At 37.9% G+C, this 20,337-nt stretch carries 19 protein-coding genes and 3 pseudogenes; 18 read left to right on the top strand and 4 right to left on the bottom strand.

Annotated elements, in window-relative coordinates; all coding sequences use genetic code 11:
- Positions 1–2 precede the first annotated feature (2 nt).
- Together csrA and AC25Y6_RS11110 are read left to right on the top strand one after the other, a co-directional pair.
- Positions 3–224, top strand: a complete 222-nt coding sequence (gene csrA / locus AC25Y6_RS11115; protein ID WP_488143065.1) for a carbon storage regulator CsrA — start codon at positions 3–5, stop codon at positions 222–224.
- A 219-nt stretch (positions 225–443) separates the two neighbouring features.
- A complete protein-coding gene (locus AC25Y6_RS11110) occupies positions 444–1,757 on the top strand; it encodes a flagellin N-terminal helical domain-containing protein (RefSeq protein WP_488143064.1) in 1,314 nt (437 codons plus the stop codon).
- 191 nt (positions 1,758–1,948) lie between these two features.
- On the opposite strand, the gene AC25Y6_RS11105 is transcribed toward AC25Y6_RS11110, so the two are convergent.
- Positions 1,949–2,080 (bottom strand): hypothetical protein, encoded by a 132-nt coding sequence (locus AC25Y6_RS11105; RefSeq protein ID WP_488143063.1) that lies wholly within the window; start codon positions 2,078–2,080, stop codon positions 1,949–1,951.
- Positions 2,081–2,103: 23 nt separating this feature from the next.
- On the opposite strand from AC25Y6_RS11105, the pseudogene AC25Y6_RS11100 reads away from it, so the two are divergent.
- Together AC25Y6_RS11100 and AC25Y6_RS11095 are read left to right on the top strand one after the other, a co-directional pair.
- Positions 2,104–2,217, top strand: a pseudogene (locus AC25Y6_RS11100) (flagellin); the annotation flags it as partial.
- A 491-nt stretch (positions 2,218–2,708) separates the two neighbouring features.
- Positions 2,709–3,275: a hypothetical protein gene (locus AC25Y6_RS11095; RefSeq protein WP_488143062.1), complete on the top strand. Its 567-nt coding sequence runs from the start codon at positions 2,709–2,711 to the stop codon at positions 3,273–3,275.
- Between the two features lie 131 nt (positions 3,276–3,406).
- Here the strand turns inward: AC25Y6_RS11095 and AC25Y6_RS11090 are convergent, their stop codons facing one another.
- Positions 3,407–4,453, bottom strand: coding sequence for an endonuclease (locus AC25Y6_RS11090; RefSeq protein WP_488143061.1), 1,047 nt, complete (start codon positions 4,451–4,453; stop codon positions 3,407–3,409).
- A gap of 842 nt (positions 4,454–5,295) precedes the next feature.
- On the opposite strand from AC25Y6_RS11090, the gene AC25Y6_RS11085 reads away from it, so the two are divergent.
- The 12 genes and pseudogenes from AC25Y6_RS11085 to AC25Y6_RS11030 form a co-directional block, all read left to right on the top strand.
- Positions 5,296–5,454 carry a hypothetical protein gene (locus AC25Y6_RS11085; RefSeq protein WP_488143060.1) on the top strand — a complete coding sequence of 53 codons (159 nt, stop codon included), beginning with the start codon at positions 5,296–5,298 and terminating at the stop codon, positions 5,452–5,454.
- A 121-nt stretch (positions 5,455–5,575) separates the two neighbouring features.
- The gene (locus AC25Y6_RS11080) at positions 5,576–6,118 is read left to right on the top strand and encodes a hypothetical protein (RefSeq protein WP_488143059.1); all 543 of its coding nucleotides are present in this window, start codon (positions 5,576–5,578) and stop codon (positions 6,116–6,118) included.
- Positions 6,106–8,007, top strand: coding sequence for a hypothetical protein (locus AC25Y6_RS11075; protein ID WP_488143058.1), 1,902 nt, complete (start codon positions 6,106–6,108; stop codon positions 8,005–8,007). Before AC25Y6_RS11080 ends, AC25Y6_RS11075 begins: the two co-directional genes overlap by 13 nt.
- A 77-nt stretch (positions 8,008–8,084) precedes the next feature.
- A pseudogene (locus tag AC25Y6_RS11070) lies at positions 8,085–8,513 on the top strand (type I restriction enzyme endonuclease domain-containing protein); the annotation flags it as partial.
- Positions 8,514–8,792: 279 nt separating this feature from the next.
- Positions 8,793–9,218, top strand: a complete 426-nt coding sequence (locus AC25Y6_RS11065; protein ID WP_488143057.1) for an alcohol dehydrogenase catalytic domain-containing protein — start codon at positions 8,793–8,795, stop codon at positions 9,216–9,218.
- Positions 9,219–9,229: 11 nt separating this feature from the next.
- Entirely contained in the window at positions 9,230–9,823 is a 594-nt protein-coding gene (locus tag AC25Y6_RS11060) for a zinc-binding dehydrogenase (RefSeq protein ID WP_488143056.1), read from the top strand.
- A 299-nt stretch (positions 9,824–10,122) separates the two neighbouring features.
- Entirely contained in the window at positions 10,123–10,362 is a 240-nt protein-coding gene (locus tag AC25Y6_RS11055; RefSeq protein WP_488143055.1) for a hypothetical protein, read from the top strand.
- A gap of 118 nt (positions 10,363–10,480) precedes the next feature.
- Positions 10,481–10,924, top strand: coding sequence for a hypothetical protein (locus AC25Y6_RS11050; RefSeq protein WP_488143054.1), 444 nt, complete (start codon positions 10,481–10,483; stop codon positions 10,922–10,924).
- Between the two features lie 234 nt (positions 10,925–11,158).
- Positions 11,159–11,284, top strand: a complete 126-nt coding sequence (locus AC25Y6_RS11045) for a hypothetical protein (protein ID WP_488143053.1) — start codon at positions 11,159–11,161, stop codon at positions 11,282–11,284.
- A gap of 148 nt (positions 11,285–11,432) precedes the next feature.
- Positions 11,433–12,017 (top strand): TetR/AcrR family transcriptional regulator, encoded by a 585-nt coding sequence (locus tag AC25Y6_RS11040; RefSeq protein WP_488143052.1) that lies wholly within the window; start codon positions 11,433–11,435, stop codon positions 12,015–12,017.
- Positions 12,007–13,299: a cytosine permease gene (locus AC25Y6_RS11035; protein ID WP_482103735.1), complete on the top strand. Its 1,293-nt coding sequence runs from the start codon at positions 12,007–12,009 to the stop codon at positions 13,297–13,299. Before AC25Y6_RS11040 ends, AC25Y6_RS11035 begins: the two co-directional genes overlap by 11 nt.
- Positions 13,283–13,384 (top strand): annotated as a pseudogene (locus AC25Y6_RS11030) (S-methyl thiohydantoin desulfurase domain-containing protein); the annotation flags it as partial. The gene AC25Y6_RS11035 and the pseudogene AC25Y6_RS11030, both read left to right, overlap by 17 nt.
- 328 nt (positions 13,385–13,712) lie before the next feature.
- On the opposite strand, the gene AC25Y6_RS11025 reads toward AC25Y6_RS11030, so the two are convergent.
- The gene (locus tag AC25Y6_RS11025) at positions 13,713–15,758 is read right to left on the bottom strand and encodes a catalase (protein ID WP_488143051.1); all 2,046 of its coding nucleotides are present in this window, start codon (positions 15,756–15,758) and stop codon (positions 13,713–13,715) included.
- 287 nt (positions 15,759–16,045) lie between these two features.
- On the opposite strand from AC25Y6_RS11025, the gene AC25Y6_RS11020 reads away from it, so the two are divergent.
- Entirely contained in the window at positions 16,046–16,786 is a 741-nt protein-coding gene (locus AC25Y6_RS11020; RefSeq protein ID WP_488143050.1) for a pirin family protein, read from the top strand.
- A gap of 362 nt (positions 16,787–17,148) precedes the next feature.
- On the opposite strand, the gene AC25Y6_RS11015 is transcribed toward AC25Y6_RS11020, so the two are convergent.
- Entirely contained in the window at positions 17,149–17,937 is a 789-nt protein-coding gene (locus AC25Y6_RS11015; protein ID WP_488143049.1) for a helix-turn-helix domain-containing protein, read from the bottom strand.
- Positions 17,938–18,525: 588 nt separating this feature from the next.
- On the opposite strand from AC25Y6_RS11015, the gene AC25Y6_RS11010 reads away from it, so the two are divergent.
- Positions 18,526–20,325: a DNA/RNA non-specific endonuclease gene (locus tag AC25Y6_RS11010; RefSeq protein ID WP_488143048.1), complete on the top strand. Its 1,800-nt coding sequence runs from the start codon at positions 18,526–18,528 to the stop codon at positions 20,323–20,325.
- Positions 20,326–20,337: the final 12 nt, after the last annotated feature.

Below are 20,337 nucleotides of genomic sequence, written 5' to 3'. Positions count from 1 at the left end.
GAATGCTCGTACTATCTCGAAAAAAAGGTGAATCTATCTGGCTCGGAGATGAAATTGAAATAACCATTAGTGAAATCAAAGGCGACCAAGTCCGAATCGCCATCAACGCACCTAAAAATGTCACCATCTTGCGAGGAGAACTACTAAAAGAAGTGTCAGAGTCCAACACTGAAGCAGTCAAAATAGACGGTTTCATGGACTTTCTCAAAAACGAAAAGAAATAGAACACCGGGTGCCAGTTACCGACACAATTCTTAATTTTCTAATTGTGCGGTAACTGGCACCATTTTATAAAAATTATTCATTTCTATTAAACATTTTAAAAGGGAATCCGATAATAGAATTGTAGCGAGGAAAACGGGGTTCGGCCGGCCCGGTCTCTTCGGTATAAAAAAATGTGCTCACAAGGACGTGAGCAACATACATTCAAGGAGGAAATTATAATGAGAATTAATCACAACATCGCAGCACTTAACACACACCGTCAGTTGAACAGTGCAACTAATGCACAATCAAAATCAATGGAGAAACTAGCTTCAGGTCTTCGTATTAACAAAGCTGGGGACGATGCAGCTGGTCTTGCGATTTCTGAGAAGATGCGTGGACAGATTCGTGGGTTGGACCAAGCTTCTAAAAACTCACAAGATGCTATTTCTATGATTGCAACTGCTGAAGGTGCATTGAACGAAACTCATGATATACTTCAACGCATGCGTGAATTAGCTACTCAATCTGCTAACGGAACGAACACGGGTACAGACCGTGGGGAGATTCAAAAAGAAGTTAACCAGTTAACTCAAGAAATCGACCGTATCCGTGATACTACTGAGTTCAATTCAAAGAAACTTTTGAATGGAGACTTGGCTGTTGCAGCCGCTTCTTCCACTACTGGTGTTTCAAAAGTTACTGTTTCAAATGACAGTATGACCGCAGGTGTTTACAATTTCAAAGCAACTGCTGCTGCCGATATCAAGTTGGGAGTTACGGTTGGCTCATCTACTATTACAGGGTTTGATGCAGCTACTGACGTAGTTACTGCAGTGGATGCGGATTTGGAAAACTTGGAACTTGGTGATTACAAACTAATTTCCTCTGATGCAGGTGGTGGTAACTTCAAACTAGATTTGCAAGATGCGTCCGGTAAAGTAGTTGCTTCCAACGCTTCTGTAGCTGCTAATGCTGCAGCATCGTTAACTGGAACAGGTGGCGTAGTCTTTAAAGTTGCAGCAAATGCAGTGGCTTCTACAGGTGAAGCGAAATTTAGTCTTGAAGCAAAAACAAGTGCAGCAACGACCCTATCGAATGCTAGCGGAACTGTTGAAACTTTGGTTTCTGGTACTACATCCAAGAATGGTGTATTTGAAGTTGGTGGTTTAAAAATACAATTGAATTCTGAAGCATTTAAAGGTGCCCTTGGTGTACTTACCGGTGCTACTGCAGCGACAGCAACTGTGACAAATAATGCTGAAACGTTCCAAATTGGTGCAAACGAAGGACAAATAACTAAATTGGGTATTGGTGATATGAGTGCAAAGGCTCTTGGTTTGGATAAAGTTGATTTGTCAACTAGTCAAGGAGCACAATCTGCAATCACAGCTATCAATAATGCTATTGAGAGTGTATCTGGCGAGCGTTCCAAATTAGGTGCTAACCAAAACCGTTTAGAACACACAATCAACAACTTGAACACATCTTCTGAAAACCTAACAGCTGCGGAATCTCGTATCCGTGACGTAGATTATGCTGAAGCCGCTTAATTGCAGTAACAAGCACAGTCGTCCTAGCTGGTAACGGCTAGAGATAATTATCGGGTGAATTGCTGGAAACCCCTAAAACTCACTTCCCTACAACGTAGCTGGAAACGGCAAGCGTGAATGGTTGAAAAGAAGAGAGATTGGGCAATCAGCAGCCAAGCTCCTGTTTCGAAAGAGTGGAGAAGGTTCAACGACTAGGATAGACCATCTAAGGCGAAAGCTACGATGATGAAATCCATAGGTGAAACAATGGTCATCAGCATTGTGAATCCGAAGTGCCCGACCCCAAACAAATCATGTTGAGGGTGAAGATATAGTCTAGTCATTTATGAAAGTAAATGTTCGCACGATGGCGAAAGAAATGATGAACCAAACAAAGAACTCAATCCTATCACAAGCAGCACAAGCAATGTTGGCTCAAGCACAGCAAGTACCGCAAGGAGTATTACAACTTCTTCGTTAATGTTGTGAACGGGCGTCTTATCGGGTAACGGGTAAGAGCACAACTGGGTGAATTGCTGGAACTTCCTAAAGCCTCATCAACCACAACGTAACTGGAAACGGTCAGCGTGATGGTCTGAAAATGATGAGGATGAAACAATGGACAATCAGCAGCCAAGCTCCTGTGAGGAAACTCTGGAGAAGGTTCAACGACTAGGATATACCGTCTAAGGCTTACGGCTATGACGATGAAATCCGTAGGACAAGCAACACCGTCCGAAGCGCCCAGCCCCAAACAGGTTATGCTGTGGGTGATGATATAGTCTATTCTATGATCGAAAGACATAGCGGCAAAGCAAGCCAACCAACAACCACAAGGGGTTCTACAACTTCTTCGTTAATAACAATTACAAAACACGGTCCGCGAAAGCGACCGTGTTTTTAATACTTGAGTATATAATATTAGAAGAATTGAGATTAGATATTTTAATTATAAAAAAGGAGAACTGAAAAGTGGCATTGAGTTCATTTATAACTAACACAGCGGAAATAAGTGGAATTATAAATAGTGAATCTATGAATGATTTTCATAGTAGTTTGAAAAACGAGTTGGATATTATAGGAATACCTTACACTATAGAAACTGAAGAATATGCAAGAGATCGAGATGGCTACGTTATAGAAAATAAGTGTGCCTGCACGTTACCTGAGTCTGGATGGAAATACGCAAAAAATGTATTTTTCTATACACAAAACATCTCTGACTATATTAATAACTCTTTTGCAAAAGTATATAGTAAGGAAGCTTTTGATAGGATAATTAATATTACCATTAGTTATCTTCTTGCGCACGAATTAATTCATGTTCTACAAATTAAACAGGGAAGACTAACAAAAGAAATTTTTGAAGACGAGAAAAAAATACATTATAAAGATAGATCTACTGAAATTGAAGCTGATTTAATGGCATCTGAAATATTGGGGAAATGTGATAGATTTACAATTGAGGTTTGTAAATTGATTAGGGAAAGAAGAAGTGCGGGAAGTGAAGAGGTTGAAAATCTAATGTATTATTTTTAGTGAGACACAAATGCTATTGTACACCGAAGATGTTAATGTGCCTATTATGTTAAATAGATAGAAAGAAACGCAATCCGAGCTAACGGCCGCGTTTTTCGTTTGAAATATGAAATAACCCTCTAAATTATATCCTATAACAAAGACTTTTTCCGCAACTCACTAATTTTATACACAACTGACCAATACGTTCTTCCTAGTCTATCTGCAATGGTTTGATCAGTGACATTAGCCTTTTTCAATTTAATTATAAGTTCTATTTCTTCCGAAGTATACGCTTTATTTCTTTCGGAAGAGCTAATTACTATGTTAACGTTCTGACCATACTTCTTATAAATATAATTAGTTTTTAAATTGACGTTTAATTCCACGTTTGTTTTATACTCTACAGAAGGAATATTTTTGACATAGGGCGATATGGTATTTAACAAATGTCTAACTTCCGATTCTTTATTGATTTTTAACAAACTTTTATGACCGTCAGGGTGGCCGGAAATAACAAAGCAGGTATCAAAGGTTTTATTTAGATGATTAGCTAATAATTTGTTTTCAAGAATTGTCAGATTCAGGGTATATAAAATAATACTCGGATGACAATATACAGTATTACTCTGCTCATTATACGTATAGGATATTGTTAAACTACCATCATCGAGATAAAGCATAGCTAAAAATATTGGATGGGTACACTGTGAAATAAATTCTTTACTTAACGATTTAATATCATTTGGATATAGAGTAGGATGAAGTTTCTTAAAATATGGGTGACTAGCAGAACGTAAGAAATTTCCTTTAATCGTAAAGTTCAAATCATTTAACTGAGATAATTTCCATTCCCGATACTTCCGTTGTTTTTCCCCGAAATGTTCTTGATAATAAAAATTGGTACTTCTTTCCGCTCCTTTACTAATATAGCCATCGCCAAGTAAGCTTCCGAATAGAATTTGCTCCTGAAAGTGAGTCGGCTCAAATGTAGGGATATTATCTTCATACCATTTTTTCCTACTAACAACTAGCTGCTTCTGCAATTCTAGTTTATATTTAATACATTTTGTTACATTATGCTGTTTCGCCAGTGTCCGAACTTGACTTAAACTTAAATTTAATGATTTTGCAACATCTTTTGTCGCAGTGTTAGGATAGAATTGCTTTACATACGAAATCACATCTCCCTTATCCATTGTTATTCTCCTTTCATAGGAATTCCCCAACCTAGACATTCACTTCAACTACTGGAATGTTTGTTCTTATTATACGATATATATCGAACTAATCCAACTAATCAAAGTATATAATTATCAGATATAAAAGAACTTAAGAGTGTTAGGTACCTGTTCGAAGAACTATTCAGTCAACTCAGTGCGATTTGATAATAATACGATAAAAATAGATTCCCGGGCTTCTGTCTGGCTACTTTGTATTTTTATTCAATTGAATGAATCGTTCGTCGTTGTTTGACGCACAGGTACGTGTCGCTAATTACAACAAGGGCCGTTAGAGTTACAAGGTACTGTATCTGAAGGAGATATGATGTAACATTGTGTCACTTTATTTAGTAACGCGTTTAGATTTAATAATAGCAGGAGGTATTCAAATGACGAATGAATCGAAAACTAAGGGCATGTTTCACAGGATGAATCTAAACGAGATCAAGAAGGTAAGTATAAATCCGCAAGAATTCAACCTGGAGACTTTAGGTTTTTGAAGGATTGGGCGCATTATAGTGACTCGAAGATTATAGTTAGAATTTCATACCTCATTGAAAACTACAAGGATGGCCTTTTATTAGAACAAGAAACTGCAGTAAAATCAATGTACTTCATTAACGCAGAACATAAAAGCACTTTCGTAAGGTATCTAATGCTCATGCCTAATATTACTTTTACCGAGGGTTATCAAATTTCTTTTTTATACGAATGCAGCAATTAATATTTTTATCGAGGACTATAGGGAGCTTTTTAGCTGGACAGGTACTTGGGATAAGGACGGAACGAATTTTACTCCAAGCAAAGAATTTTTGGAAATGGGGAAAGCGGAGCAACAACTAGTCGAATTTGCAAATACACTTTTTTCCACTCATAATCCGTCAGATGTAATTCAAGAGATTGTTGACATAAATCGAGAAAGTTTACCATTAGTACAGCAAATGATTCGACTTAAATTAAATGGAATACCTGAATAAAGAAAACAGTTTATAGAAAAAGGGTTGCATGAGATGCCGTGAGTTAACGTGTTATCTTGTGTAACTCTTTAAACGTTGGTAGACTGAGAATGATAAGAAAAATCATAAAGAGGTAGAAAAAATGATTTCAAAAAGATCCATATTTCGAATGTTTATTGCAATAATACTACTTTTATTAGTTGCACAAATAGGAACTTGTTTTTTTAACACAATTCAAATCAAGTTTTTAGTAATTGAAATGAGTAATATAGAAAGTCTAATTTTAGCTATTTGGCAAGTCCAAGCTGTTGTAATTTCAATAAGTGTTGCATTAGTCGCTTTAACAATTGGATTTATAAAAGAAAAGCTATATGGAAAAGACATAATGAAATTTGTGTTTATTGAAGACAAAACATTATTTCTATCTAAAATAGAAATGATTTTTATCCTTCTGATTTTGATTTTTGTGAATTACTATTATGTGGCTTTTGAATTGCTATTTAGCGTGATTTTCATCTTATTTATTTCACTATTCGGAGTGATTATTTTAATGCATCAAACATTTTCACTTTTAGTGAACTTTGAGAGAATAGAAGAAAAGATTAAAAAAAGTATCATTAACGATTTTACCAAAAAGCTTGAGCATGCAATAAAGCCGAAGAGGGAAAAAAAATGGAGAAAATAATAGAGCAAATCTATGTTCATTCAATTGAAACGATTGATAAAGACTCATACATAGTATTAGGGAATAATATTTCTCTTCTTAAAGACTTATATAAAATTATTTTAGTTGATGAACCAACAGAAGTACATATAAAAACTGCAGATTTTATTGATGAAGTGAACGCTGATTTGTTTAAGAGATGTTTTGAAAAAGGAAAGTTAGATGAAGCTCTCGAGTTATTAATAAATATTTATGAATTTGTTTTGGCACAAAAAAGATTTGTGTTTTTAGAGGATGAAATACGATTAATATTAAAGTATATCGATAGAACTGAATTTATGAATGAAAACTTTTTAAAATCCGTTTACAAATTACTTGAGATTTTATACAATGCTGCGGATGAAAATGAAGCTTCACAAATAAATTATGTAAGTCAAATTTATTCAACACTGTATAATTCAATATATAAAAACAATTACTTACCGGGATATAATAAAGAATTAATTCTTAAAAGCTATTCAATTAAAATAGCGTTTTTAAATAAATCAGGAAAAAATAAGCTGAAGAAATTAGTAAAATTAAGAGTTCTAAAAGTAATGATTGATAATAGGGACGTTGAAAACTTTAAGAATACTATAAGTAGGGCATTTATTTCAGATGAATTTCAAAAAGAGGCTTTTGAAATGAATTTCACCTTAGCTGTCTATTTATATTATCTTGTCTATAAAGAAGGTTTAGTTGACGGGAAAAAATATAAAGACTTTTTGAGTATAAATATATTTAATAATTTCGGTGATCAAATTTTAAGTAATTTAAAAGACTTGCCAAGTGTTGTTGTAGCTGCTAGTAAAGAGTTGACTAGCTGGGAGAAAATGCCGGATGGTGTTGGTAAGTGGATGATGATGGAAGGTGTAATCAGAGAATTTCTTTTCTTTATTGAGTGTTCGACAGAAATTGGGTATTTCGAAAATTTAAAAAAGGGGGAAATCAGTAGTTATTTAATGGGTAGTGTGTCTGATTTCAATGAATCATATATTGAACGTTATGAAGAATTTAAACACTACTTTGGATTTTTCGGTTATAAGGGAGCTAAATTAGAATTAAACGATGGTTTGCTTAAGTTAAAAGAAGTATATATTAAACACGAAATTGAACAGTATACAAATATGAAAAAAGATATGGATGAAGCAGAAGACTACATCAAAGGAAGTTTTAGTGATATAAATGAACAATTACTGGTTACGAAATTCATTCAAGACGAAACTATAGATTTGGAAAATAATCTTTCATATTCAATATCGGTTCCTATTTCTGCTGTTGATACTAATCATGATATAAAAAGTATTATTGATCACGAAAAAAGAGTGATAGTTCGTGAAATGAACACTCGTACAATTAAAACATTTGCTTTATCAAATGTAACAGTAAATATCACTAGTGAAAAAAGATTGGATAAAATTAATATTTTCATGAAAAATTTAAATGAAAATTACTATGACTCAATCATTACAAATATAAAAACCGATTCCCACTTTTTACATTATGAAGACCCTCAAATAAAAATAGACTACAATAAAAGGTTGGAGGACTACGACTTATATTTAGAGCAAACAATTATACGACCTTTATTTTGGTTAATAACTAATTCTAAAAGTTTATATTATAATATTGGAAAAGTAAATGCTACAATAAGAGATTTAAACAAATCAGAAATGGACTCTCAATTAATAAAATATTGTGTTTCGGAAGGCCGCTATTCTATTCCGATAATAAATGATATTAAAGCAGATTTAAGTGAGGAAAAGGCCGTGCAGTATTTAAATTTAAGCAAGAAAATCATTGATTTAAGTATGGATTTTGGTATTGATGTAAAGGAAACAGAGGGGCATTTAGTTTACTTTACACGATAAATAAAAGGAATCCCGTTTGGAAAAAATTGTGAAGCGATGCCTATTATGTTAATAGATAGTTGGCAAATGAAAAAAACAAAGCAAAAAAGTTCACGGATATGCTAAATGCGGCGATTAATAAATACAACAAACGCGCAATCGAAACATCGAAAGTCATTGAGGAACTGATTGAACTTGCAAAAGAGATGAACGATTCTTATAAAGCAGGCGAAGGATCAAATATGATACAGGAGGAAGTTGCATTCTATGATGCACTGGCCTCGCACGACACAGCAGAGCAAGTATTAGGTGATGATATTTTGAAAGTGATTGCCCATGAACTGACGAAAGCCATTAAAGAGAATATGAGTATCGACTGGAATTTGCGTGACTCTACAAGAGCGAAGATGAGGATTACAGTTCGAAGATTGCTGAAAAAGTATGGCTATCCACCTGATTTGCAGAAGATTGCAGTGGAGACGGTTGTGAAGCAGGCCGAGTTGATGGCTGGGAATACGCTGTATTAGATGTGATGGTAGCCAAGTCCTAAGGTTTAGGGGCTTGGTTTTTTTACATAGTTTTTGGAGGAACCTAATAATTAAGGAAAAAATAGCACTAGTTATTCCAAGAAAGGCATTAATAAGGGAAGCTTGACCACAAACCCACTCCTTTTGGGGGATACACCCCCTGTTGAAATGGGAATATTCTATCTTTATTAAATAGTGTAACATAAAATTTATGAAGTGCTTCCTAATTTTAGTGTAAGCATTTACTATTTTTCGAGATAGAAAAAGGGGGAGAAATTGATGAAGGCATTAGTCATTGAAGGTGTTCAAAAAGCGGTAGTGAAAGAAGTTCCAGTCCCAGAATTTAAGAAAGACGGAATGTTAATTAAGACAATGGCAAACGGTGTTTGTAGAAGTGATTGGCATGTTTGGGTTGGAGACCATGGTATTATTCAACCAATTATTGGTCATGAGTTTTCTGGAGTTGTGGAGGAAGTAGGAAGTGATGTGAAGAACTTCAAGCGAGGAGACCGTGTAATCATTCCGTTTTCCGGAAGTGATGGGACATGCCCATATTGTATAGCGGGTGACACACATCTCTGTGATTCTTTCCTTGTGCCGGGAACAGCCTATCAAGGTGGTTATGGTGAATATGTTGCTGTACCTATTGCTGATCGAAATGCGATTCATTTGCCTGAAAATATTGGTTTCATGCAGCAGCACTAGGCTGCCGATTTATGACTGCATATCATGGAATTATTGACCGTGTACACGTACTTCCTGGGGAAAAGGTTGTCGTTTATGGGTGTGGCGGCATTGGTTTATCTGCCATTCATATCGCTGCGTCAATGGGTGCATATGTAATTGGGGTAGATATAAATGATGATAATTTAGAACTTGCAAAGAAACTTGGCGCGCATTACACAATCAATAGTAGAAATAACAATCCAGTAGAAGCTGTAAAAGAACTTACAAAAGGCGGAGCCGACGTTTCTGTTGATGCATTAGGGATAACTGAAACATGTCTAAACGGTATTAATAGCTTGAAGAAAGGCGGCCGTCACTTACAGATTGGAGTTACAACGAAAAAAGAGGCTGGCTTTATATCAATACCAGTAGATGACATGGTCCTCAATGAAAAATCATTCATCACAACACTCGGTATCCCTGGAGGTCGATTCGCTCCTCTTTTAGAACAAGTAGCCCTAGGGAGTTTACAACCAGGGAAAATGGTGACACGCAATATCAAACTTTCCGAGGTTGAGGGGATTTTTGAAGATATGAGCAATTTCGCTACTAAAGGAACGTTTGTGGTTACTGATTTTAGCTGAGTTTTGTAGTAATACACAAAATCTCATAAAGTGAAAAGGGGAGTCGACTATGTTGTCGTCTTCTTTTTTGATTTATTAATTAGTATCTTGAATTGAAAACGAGCTTATCATCTTTCCTACTTCGTAATGCTGCTGGCTCCCAACAACTTGCCACATCACCTATTTGAATAACTCATAATTGATCCGATATAAAAGATATAGATAAGACACATATTATTAAGAAATGCTGAAGCACTTCTTCGTATAGGGTACCCGATTTTTAATATTTGCTTAGAAGCTGCCAACTAGGAGGAAACAAGATGACTCAAGAACAACAAGAACAGAAGAAACACCTTGAACAACAGCTTCAATGGACTGTGGAACAGGTTCGTATCTTGGATGAGATGAACGTTAAGTTGCATGAAATGAAAAGGATAGCCGAATACGCTTTAGCACATAACCTTTCAGCAAATGAAATTGAGAGGTTGAATGATGAACTGGATACATTGAAGACTGAATTCAGTTCTCTGGAACGGCAGCTATATCTAATACTCCACTAATTACTTATTGTTCCATTATAGGTGAAATTCCCCGTAGACTAGAGTTTCATACGCAGACTTCTTATGAGGTATAGGAACCTGCAGAATCTACACATATTTTATTTATCACGAATCCACTGTGGAAAGACAGATGGAATTTATGGAATACCTGAAAATCAGACACACAGTCAAACCAGGAGAACGGCAGATCAAGGATCGTTCTGCAAAGCAGTACAATAACCGTCACCTTAATCTGCAAAGATACAATATTTATAACGGTGAACGGTGCTGTAACGGACCAGATGCTGCGACAGATTCAAGAGCATTACAAGGATACAACCAATCATTATCGAAGAACAATTACATACTATATAGAGTTTATGGCATATCGGGAAGAGCAAACGAATGGGAGTGGCTTATGAGAAGGTTTGGTGCAACTTTAGTGTTAGCCGGCTCGCTGGTCGGGTGTACTAATGGGATGTATGACAAAGCAATGGAGCAAGGAAAACTGGCGCTTGCCAATGGTGAATTTCAAAAAGCGTTAGGGTCGTTTGAACTTGCCAAAGATGAAAAAACTGAGTGACGATAACGCAAAGCAATACTATAAAGTTGTGAATGCGTTTTTAGGAGTGAAGCATGACGTAGAAGAAGGCAATGCTTAAATTTCGCATACCTGTGCACGATATTATCTAGTCAATTAACTACAATTACATACTTATAAACTAGAGAAAAGATAAGTATCTGAATATCTAATATCTAATGTTTTTTTATACAATTGGTTGAATTGTTTTTTGTTCCACAGACACCCACACAATTAGTGGGTACGGTCCACTCTGTAGCGAAATTAAAGAAAGAACCTATCGTATTACTGGGCTACGGCCTTGTCGTGATTGAAGTGAGCGTCTTCTTCGGTAAACAGATAAAAATCAGCCATGCCCCATAAATGGCTGATTTTTTTGTGCGTTTTTATTCGGTATGAAACTATGTTCAAAAACGAAAAAAATATACTAAAACAATATTCGGAATGTTGTTGATTTCCGATAACTGTAGTTGTATTATGGACCTAATAACTATTAGGCGGTGTAAGTGTAGTGAAAGAAAAAATATTGGAAGCGACAATTTACCATTATTCACGATACGGTTATCAAGGGGCCACGATGCAAAAAATCGCTACAGAAGTTGGCATTAAGCCGGCTTCGATCTATTTTTTTTATCAAGACAAAGAAGCTGTATTTGTTGCAGCTTTTAAAAAGTTATTGGGGGAGCATTTTAGTCAGATGAAAAAAATTATGGCTGAAGTGGAAAATTCTCCAATAGAAGAGATATTCTCCAGTCTGCTGCACGGGACTGTCTCTTATCATAAAAAGAACGAAAATAAAACGATGGCGTATATTTCATTGCTTACCTCCCCACCTCCAGAAATTAGGCAGTTTCTGAAAAGACATATGGAGCAATTCGATGAGTGGCTCATTCAATCGTTGAAAACTTCTTTAAAACGTGACTATCCATCCATTTCAGAGCAACAAAATATCAACTTGACAAAACAATTTCTTTTGATAATGGATGGGTTATTCTGGGAAATTAATCTGTACGATGATAAAGCTTTATTTGAGCAAATCCAACATGCATTTCAACTAGTAATTCTTATGTTAACGGGGATTGAAAATGCAAAATGATTATGCACGAGAAGTAGTACCTATGAACGAACGTAAGAAATGGCTATCCATTAGTATGATCTGGATCGCTGTCGGAATTGATTTATCCGCAATGATTTTTGGCGCAGAACTTGGCGCAGGAATGGCTTTTAATGACGCCTTGCTTGCTGTGGTGATCGGATCTCTGATATTGGGTGTTTTAGCTGCATTTTGTGCATACGTTGGAGCAGCAACTGGATTATCCACTTCTATGATTTCTCGCTCCGCCTTTGGAACTTCAGGAGCGAAAATTGTTTCGGCATTACTCGCCATCTCGTTAATGGGCTGGTTTGGTGTACAGGCTGGCTTTTTTGCCGAAAATGCGTCCGTCGCAATTACTAATGCAATCGGAATTCATTTACCAATTCCACTTCTCGCTGGAGTAGGTGGATTGCTGATGATGATGACGGCAATGTATGGTTACCGTGCGATAGAAAAGTTAAGTTCTTGGTCGGTTCCGCTGGTAATCGTATTAGTTATTCTGGCAGTCGGAATGGCCATCAGTAAATTTGGCACAGCTGGTATTGCGGCACCTGTAGAAAATACATTCTCATTAGGAATGGCCATTTCACTTGTGATTAGTATCTTTGTCGTGGGTGCAGTCATTTCCCCGGACATATCAAGATGGGCACGAACAAAAAAAGATGCAGTTTTAGCATCATTCTTTGGTTTCTTTATTGGTAATAGTTTTATATTGGTCATTGCGATGATTCTATCCCGTATCATGAACGAAGACAATCTGACGACGATCATGCTGACTGTTGGACTTGGAATTCCAGGCATTCTCGTCTTGATTTTGGCGCAGTGGACAACGAACACAAGTAATGCTTACTCTTCTGGACTTGGCTTAGCTGTTATTTTCACGAAGACTAGTAAAGCGAAGTTGACACTTGCTGCAGGTACAATCGGAACTCTTATGGCTGTTTTAGGGATTTACGGAAACTTCATTAATTTCCTAAGTATCATCACGATGTTCATCGCACCAATAGGCGGTGTATATACGGCCATTTACTATATTGGCGGTGCAAAAATGCTTTCATTCGAATCAACTGCGCAGTACCATGTATACCCGATAATCGCTTGGGGGACAGGGACATTGGTGAGTTGGCTAACACTGGAGAATCCAATTGGAATGGAACTTTTCACTCTAACGACAATTCCGTCTCTTGATAGTTTCATCATTGCTTTTGCTACACAGACAGTTTTTTGTTTAGTCGTTAAACGTCAATTATCAAGGGAGAATCAGTATGAAGTGGTTAAATAAAGAAGATATAGAGCACATTGCAATCGGGGCAGCAGTCCTAGGAACAGGTGGAGGTGGAGATCCATATATCGGGAAATTAATAGCTTGACATGCTATCCAAAAGTATGGGCCAGTTCAGGTAATTACGATGGATGAACTAAAGTGTCACGTACCTGTGCATGACACTATTCTGTAAATTTATTGCAATTGTATAATAATAAAAATGAATTCAGATATTCGCATGAAAATCTTAATACCTTGAATATTTATTCAGAGGTGTGAATTGTTTGTCATTGTGTCTCGCACAGGTACGGGTCACTTAACAAAAGAAATCAATCAACAAAAAATATGAGGAGATAGAAGAGTACGTATTTCGGAAATAGTACCCCTCTAATCCTCGATTTAGATTGTTCTCTTTTTCTGATGGAATTTAATCAAACTAACTTCCTCTGCCAGAAACGGTGGGCAGCAATCGCCTCAACAAATTCTGTCACAAAATCTGTAATGTCAGTTTCCGAAATTACGCCCGGTTGTCCTTCAAAATGATTTACTTCCAGCCATTGGATGCCTTCACCGGTTGCACCAATCGGCTTATAGTGTGAAAATGCCTCATCAATGAAGTAGGCTGCATCCTTGTTGAACTTTTTACTTTTGTTACTGCCCCTTATCATATAAACAGCATCAAATAACACCGACTTCGCAGTTAAAAAGGTATGTTCCGCTTTTACCTTAACTTCATTTGTACCCTGCACTGTTCCAATGTTTTCACTGATAATTTCCGGCATAAGGCCTTCATTAATCAATCTGTCTAGCACATATTGAACCTCTGGACCATTGAATCCCTTCGTCAGTATTACAGCGATCTTACGTGTTTTTTCTGATTTTGTTGTATTTTCCTGGCTGAGGGCTGGGGAAGATTTTGTTATGGTCGAACCGCCCCCTTTAGGAGGATTTGCCCCGATATTTACCGCAAAGGCGGTCGTTAATTCAAGACTCACATTGGCAAACATATCCACCACCTGCTGTTTGACCGATTCACTTTTGACTTTCTCTAGTTCGAAGCTGAACGCATCAATGATATGCATTTTTTCAGGTGGGCTCATACTGTTCCAAAAAAGGGTGGCCTGAGAAAAATGGTCTGCAAAACTCTTACTTCGAGCACGAATTTTAACCCCTTCCACCTTTTCCTGATAGGAGGCATATCCTCCTTCCTCCACACTTGCAGGTGCGGGGGTGTTACCAGCCAAAGTGTTTCGATGATAGCTCACCTTCCCGAGATTGATGGTCTGGCGATGGAAACCCTCCCGTTGATTGTTATGGAACGGTACAACCGGTCTATTAATTGGTATTTCATGAAAGTTAGGTCCGCCCAGACGGAGTAATTGCGTATCTAAGTACGAAAACAAGCGCCCCTGTAATAATGGATCATTCGTAAAATCAATTCCAGGTACAACATTGCCCAAATGAAACGCAACCTGTTCCGTTTCAGCAAAGAAATTGTCTACATTTCGATTCAGGGTCATCTTTCCAATGATGGTGACTGGAATGTCTTCTTCCGGCCAAATCTTTGTCGCATCCAATATGTCGAACTCGAGACTGAATTCGTCCTCTTCGGCAAGAATCTGAACGCCCAATTCGTATTCCGGGTAAAACCCTTTTTCAATGGCACCCCATAAGTCATTACGGTGAAAGTCAGGGTCGATGCCTGTCAGTTTACGGGACTCGTCCCAGACAAAGGAATGAATTCCTAATGCAGGCTTCCAATGGAATTTCACAAAATGGGCTTTTCCTTGATCATTGACAAAGCGAAACGTATGAACGCCAAATCCTTCCATCATCCGAAAGCTACGTGGAATGGCGCGGTCTGACATAATCCACATAATCATATGTGCAGATTCCTGGTTATTCGCGACAAAATCCCAAAACGTGTCGTGGGCAGTAGAGGCTTGCGGGATATCATTATCAGGCTCAGGTTTGAAGGCATGTACGAGATCTGGGAATTTAATAGCATCTTGGATGAAAAAGACAGGAATGTTATTCCCAACTAGATCATAGTTTCCTTCTTCTGTATAGAATTTAGTCGCAAATCCTCTGGCATCCCGAACCGTATCCGCAGAACCACGGGCTCCATTTACAGTAGAAAATCGGACAAATACGGGCGTCTTTTTGGACGTATCTTGCAGGAACTTCGCCCTTGTATACTTTTTCATGTTTTTGTATAACTGAAATTCTCCGTGCGCGGCAAAACCACGTGCATGAACGACCCTTTCTGGAATTCGCTCGTGGTCAAAGTGAGTTACTTTTTCGCGAAAATGAAAATCTTCCATTATAGTCGGCCCCCGCACGCCCGCTTTTAATGAAAATTCATCTTCTGACACTTTTAACCCTTGATTGGTTGTAAGTGTCTTGCCTTTATCATCAACCCGAAAAAATTCTAATTGCTCGTCCTTGCTGTTCTTCCTATCATTGCGCTCATCCATATAAAATCACTCCCTATCAATAAATGGTATGAGTCACCCTCAAATCTTATGATAAAAATCCACGGTTTCCTGTTCATCTATAAAAGGTAGCTTAACTTCGTCTACCTGTGCAGGAAGCTGTTATGTAAATTCACTGCAATTGAGTAATAATAAAAGCGAAATCAGATATTCGTGTTAGAATCTAATTACTTTGACCACGTATCCAAAGGTATTAATTGTTCGTCATTATGTCATTCACAGATAAGGTTTTTAACTACAAAAAAAGCAATTAAAGGAGTGTATGAAAAGTGAATATTTTACGGAATGAACAAGCTAATTCAAACGGTAGAGGTCCTTTTTCGCTACAAATTCGTCGACCCGGTTTAATCGATGGAAACTTGGAAAAAGAGGATTATGCATTTGGTCCACTTAGCCGAATTGATCATGCAAATTTCGGAAAAGGTGTAACGATAAAGATGCATGAACACATAAATGATGAAATTATAAGTTATGTGTGGCAAGGCGAAATGCTCCATGAAGATTCAACAGGCTTGAAGGAATCTTGCTCGCCAACAAAGCAAATGCTAATGGGGGCTGGGAAAAGCTTCTTCCATCGGGAATCAACACCAACTGGTCCGGTTGAAATGCTCCAAATAATTATACGTCCGTCGGAAAAGGATTTTGAGCCGCGCGTTCAATTTGCGGAAATGCAACTACCAGAAGTGAGTGATTGGCGTTTAATAGCAGGACCAACAGAATCAAATGCCCCACTGGAACTTCGTCAGCAAATCATTGTTTACGATGTATATGGAAAAACAGACGAAGCTTTTATATTACCGATTGCGGCCGGCTATACACCTTGGCTGTATGTAATGGACGGCGAAATTACTACACATGGGGAAATCCTACGTAAAGGTGATGCAATTTCAGGTACTGCGGAAGAGTTAACCAAAACCCAAATGACAAAGGATACAACCGTTGTGCTATTCCTAGTCGACTTAGAGGCACCAATGACACTTGCTGGTAATTTTAGTGGAGTCAAACGCTAATAAATTGTTTCCAACGAACTCTTCGAAGTGTCTAACGAAATCCGAGTGCTATCCAACCAACGCGGCACAGTTTCCAACTAACACTCTTGTGTCAGACACAGATACGGTTCACTAATCCGCTATACACATCACTACCACGATTAAATAATTCACTGCCAACATCGTCCCTATCACATTTCTTGCAGTCGTCTTCTAAGAGGCTTTGAATTGCTGTTTGCTATGTCATTCATATAATCAATGACAGATACAACGTCGAAAGTGTTCTCGACAATGTCTTTTTTATTACTCTTATACTCTAAGGTTATTGCTAGGGGCAATTTGCGATTCCTCTTGAGCTGAATTTTCAAATTAACTACTTTACTTCATCGATAGAAAAAACCCTCAAATGGCACGTCATAATCCATAAATGCCTCACTGAATAAAGCCTTGTCGATGAGTTCGCGCAAGACGCCTGAATAATAGCCGGGTAGATTTCGGATGTTTTTCACTTTTGTCGTTTGAATCGAAATACGAAGTGCTTGCATAGCCAATTGCTCGAACAGCTCTCCTTTGTCTTCGTGAATACTGAATTTCAGCATTTGCAGGGACTGTTTCCGGTAGACGCCGTAAAAGTTGCGTGCTAATTTACTCTCTCCGATTGTTGAAGAAAGAAGCGTTTTCATCTTCCCGAAAAGTGTAGTGGGCACAATTTCCGGAGGAGACGTTCTTTTAAGATCTTTAGTACTTAACGCTTTAGAAAGAAAAGCTTCGTTTTGTGGTTTAGCAGGTTCCGCCTTACTGACAGAAGGCTTTTCGTCAACCTTCGGGGTGTTCAATTTCGACTGGTCATTAGTAGGTTTAATGACATAAATGTTAGCGCCTAGACCGCTCATGACAGGGCGGATATAGTGAATGCGTTCGATGATTTCAAGCTTTTCTAACTTGCGAATGGCGCGTCGTACAGTTGCGTTGGATTTCTTAATGGCCTTTTCGATGGTTTCGTGTTTCAAATGTGCAGCACCATATTTAACAGAGTAACGACGGATCATATCGAGAACAGCCCGCTCAGTTTGGTTCATTTCATTCCAGTGCGTGAGTACATGTTGCCTAGTTGCTGCATCTAAATCGTGTTTGTTTGTGAAGTGTGCGTATCCAGAAAGGTAAGTTGTCATAAAGAATATCCCCTTTATTCTTTAGATAGAAGAAAAGTGAGGGAAAGTGGACAAGAATTTGATAAAAGTTTTTCGTCCAACAAATTTTGGGTAACAAAATAATTATGATGACAAAGAATGGACGAGAAGGTTTGCAGCAAAATGAACACCACTCGAAACGCACAGCACTTACAGGTGTACAGGCTTTAATTTCTTCGCCGTCTTCCATAAGGACCATATATAACTCATTGAAAACAGTTTCGGATGGCTAAAGTCATAATGGGAATATACATAATTGGGAAAACGCTTTAAATTATCCTTAATTAGTAACTTTCTAAAAAACAACAAGACTGTTAGAATTATCTGAACAGTGTAAAATTAGAGTAGGTCAATTTAGAATGAAATGAAGTATTTGATTGAATCCACTGTGACGCTGGGGGACAACCAATGCCTCCCGCATATGCACGTATTATGCATTCGCATCTAACCAGGCGATTTCAATTATTTTTGTTACCCCTAGAAGGCGCCTTCGCTTAGTTTGTGTTCATTTATTCAACATATATAGTAAAGCAAAATGTAGTGACGACAACTATTTGAAGGAGGGGAAACATGTCTACTAAACGACTTGACCAGTTTCAAAGTCTTACTGTGGAACTTGTAGATTTGCAACAACAACAAGCGTTAAAGCGTTACATCGCGCGTTCTAGTGAGCGTGAACGAATTGCTGGTGAACTGCAAACTAAAAACCCTATGGAGGTAGATACGCCTGAGCGGGTCGCGCTCCGTAAAGCAATTATTGATCCTCGGGATGGACTTGCAATCGAGCGTATTATTGGTCGGGATGATTTATTTCCAATTTCTTATCTTGAAGCAGGTCTACAAGCAGCCAATCCGGTTTGCAGAATCGAAATCCGTGATCGTATCGGCAGAGTTCTCGGACATGCTACAGGATTTCTTGTCTCACCTTCATTATTGCTTACGAATAATCATGTGTTGGAGAACGTCGATACGGCTCAGTTCAGCGTCGCACAATTCAACTTTGAGGTCGGTCTTGATTTAAAAGAACGTCCGATGAAAAACTTCCGTCTAACACCAAAGCGTTTATTTATAACGGATCAAAATCTTGATTTCACGCTAGTTACGATAGAGGAAGTATCTGCTGACGGCACAAATATAAGTGAATTTGGTTTCTTGCCGCTCATCCCGCAAACGGGCAAAGGGTTGGTTGGTGAATGCGTATCAATCATTCAGCATCCTTCGGGGGCACCGAAAGCTGTAGCAATCAGAGAGAATCAAATTATGGATGTATTTGACGATTATATTCACTACTCAACAGATACTATGCCAGGATCTTCCGGTTCACCTGTCTATAATGACGAATGGATTGTCGTTTCCCTCCACCATGCTGGGGTTCCAGATCCAAAGAACCGGACTGAATTTATTGCCAATGAAGGGATTCGTATCAGCAGTATTATCCAGTTTATCGTGGAGCAAGGCACAAATTTTAGTGATGATCAAAAAGTGTTGCTGAATGACATTGTGAAAGAGTGGGGAGTCCTTGACCATACTAGTGAAGAAATGGTCGTTGAGGAGTTAAGCAGTTCGTGGTATGAAGGGGCGACCGGTTATGACACTCAATTTCTTGGTGAGGCCTATGAAGTTCCTCATCCGAAATTCCGGTCGGATCTTGAACAGGATATTGCCTTATTAAAGGACGGAAGCAATGTTTTACAGTATACGCATTTTTCAATTGTCATGAGCAAGTCACGCCGTTTAGCGTATTATACGGTGGTGAATATTGATGGCAATCAATTAATGAAGATTGGCCGTAATGACAAATGGTATCTCGATTCTCGTATCGAAACAGAGTACCAGTGTGGCCCAGAATTATATAAAAATAATTCGCTTGATCGGGGGCATCTTGTCCGCAGGCTGGATCCTGTTTGGGGAGATTCGGCGGAAAAGGCGAATAAGGATACGTTCCATTTTACAAATTGTGCGCCCCAGCAAAGTAAACTGAATCAGCAAAGTTGGCTGGATCTGGAGAATTATATTTTAGACAATGCCAAAAACGCGAATCTTAAAGTGACGGTGTTCACTGGGCCTGTTTTTCGGTTGGATGACGTGATTTACAGGGGCGTTCAAATACCGGCAGAGTTTTGGAAAATAGCTGTCATTGTTAAGAAAGATGGAAATCTATCTGCAACTGCTTATTTGCAAACTCAAAAGAACCTTATTGAGGATTTGGAATTTGCGTATGGAGAATATAAAACATATCAAGTACCTATTTCAAAAATTGAAGCGATTACAGGTCTTGATTTTGAAGAATTACGAAATCACGACCCACTCATACAATTAGAATCGACAATAGGATATGTCATTGATGTACCCGGGGATATTAAACTCTGAAATAGAGCTATT

This window comes from Sporosarcina sp. Y1004 (assembly GCF_057669665.1).
This window is presented reverse-complemented; position numbering and strand designations above follow the sequence as displayed.

Excerpts from the sequence above, each read along its gene's own strand:
- AC25Y6_RS11075 (WP_488143058.1), top strand. The coding sequence starts at position 6,106 with ATGGAGAAAATAATAGAGCAAATCTATGTTCATTCAATTGAAACGATT.
- AC25Y6_RS11090 (WP_488143061.1), bottom strand. The coding sequence starts at position 4,453 with ATGGATAAGGGAGATGTGATTTCGTATGTAAAGCAATTCTATCCTAAC.
- AC25Y6_RS11010 (WP_488143048.1), top strand. The coding sequence starts at position 18,526 with ATGTCTACTAAACGACTTGACCAGTTTCAAAGTCTTACTGTGGAACTT.
- AC25Y6_RS11085 (WP_488143060.1), top strand. The coding sequence starts at position 5,296 with ATGGGGAAAGCGGAGCAACAACTAGTCGAATTTGCAAATACACTTTTT.
- AC25Y6_RS11105 (WP_488143063.1), bottom strand. The coding sequence starts at position 2,080 with ATGACTAGACTATATCTTCACCCTCAACATGATTTGTTTGGGGTCGGG.
- AC25Y6_RS11055 (WP_488143055.1), top strand. The coding sequence starts at position 10,123 with ATGACTCAAGAACAACAAGAACAGAAGAAACACCTTGAACAACAGCTT.
- csrA (WP_488143065.1), top strand. The coding sequence starts at position 3 with ATGCTCGTACTATCTCGAAAAAAAGGTGAATCTATCTGGCTCGGAGAT.
- AC25Y6_RS11080 (WP_488143059.1), top strand. The coding sequence starts at position 5,576 with ATGATTTCAAAAAGATCCATATTTCGAATGTTTATTGCAATAATACTA.
- AC25Y6_RS11065 (WP_488143057.1), top strand. The coding sequence starts at position 8,793 with ATGAAGGCATTAGTCATTGAAGGTGTTCAAAAAGCGGTAGTGAAAGAA.
- AC25Y6_RS11035 (WP_482103735.1), top strand. The coding sequence starts at position 12,007 with ATGCAAAATGATTATGCACGAGAAGTAGTACCTATGAACGAACGTAAG.
- AC25Y6_RS11025 (WP_488143051.1), bottom strand. The coding sequence starts at position 15,758 with ATGGATGAGCGCAATGATAGGAAGAACAGCAAGGACGAGCAATTAGAA.
- AC25Y6_RS11110 (WP_488143064.1), top strand. The coding sequence starts at position 444 with ATGAGAATTAATCACAACATCGCAGCACTTAACACACACCGTCAGTTG.
- AC25Y6_RS11060 (WP_488143056.1), top strand. The coding sequence starts at position 9,230 with ATGACTGCATATCATGGAATTATTGACCGTGTACACGTACTTCCTGGG.
- AC25Y6_RS11015 (WP_488143049.1), bottom strand. The coding sequence starts at position 17,937 with ATGACAACTTACCTTTCTGGATACGCACACTTCACAAACAAACACGAT.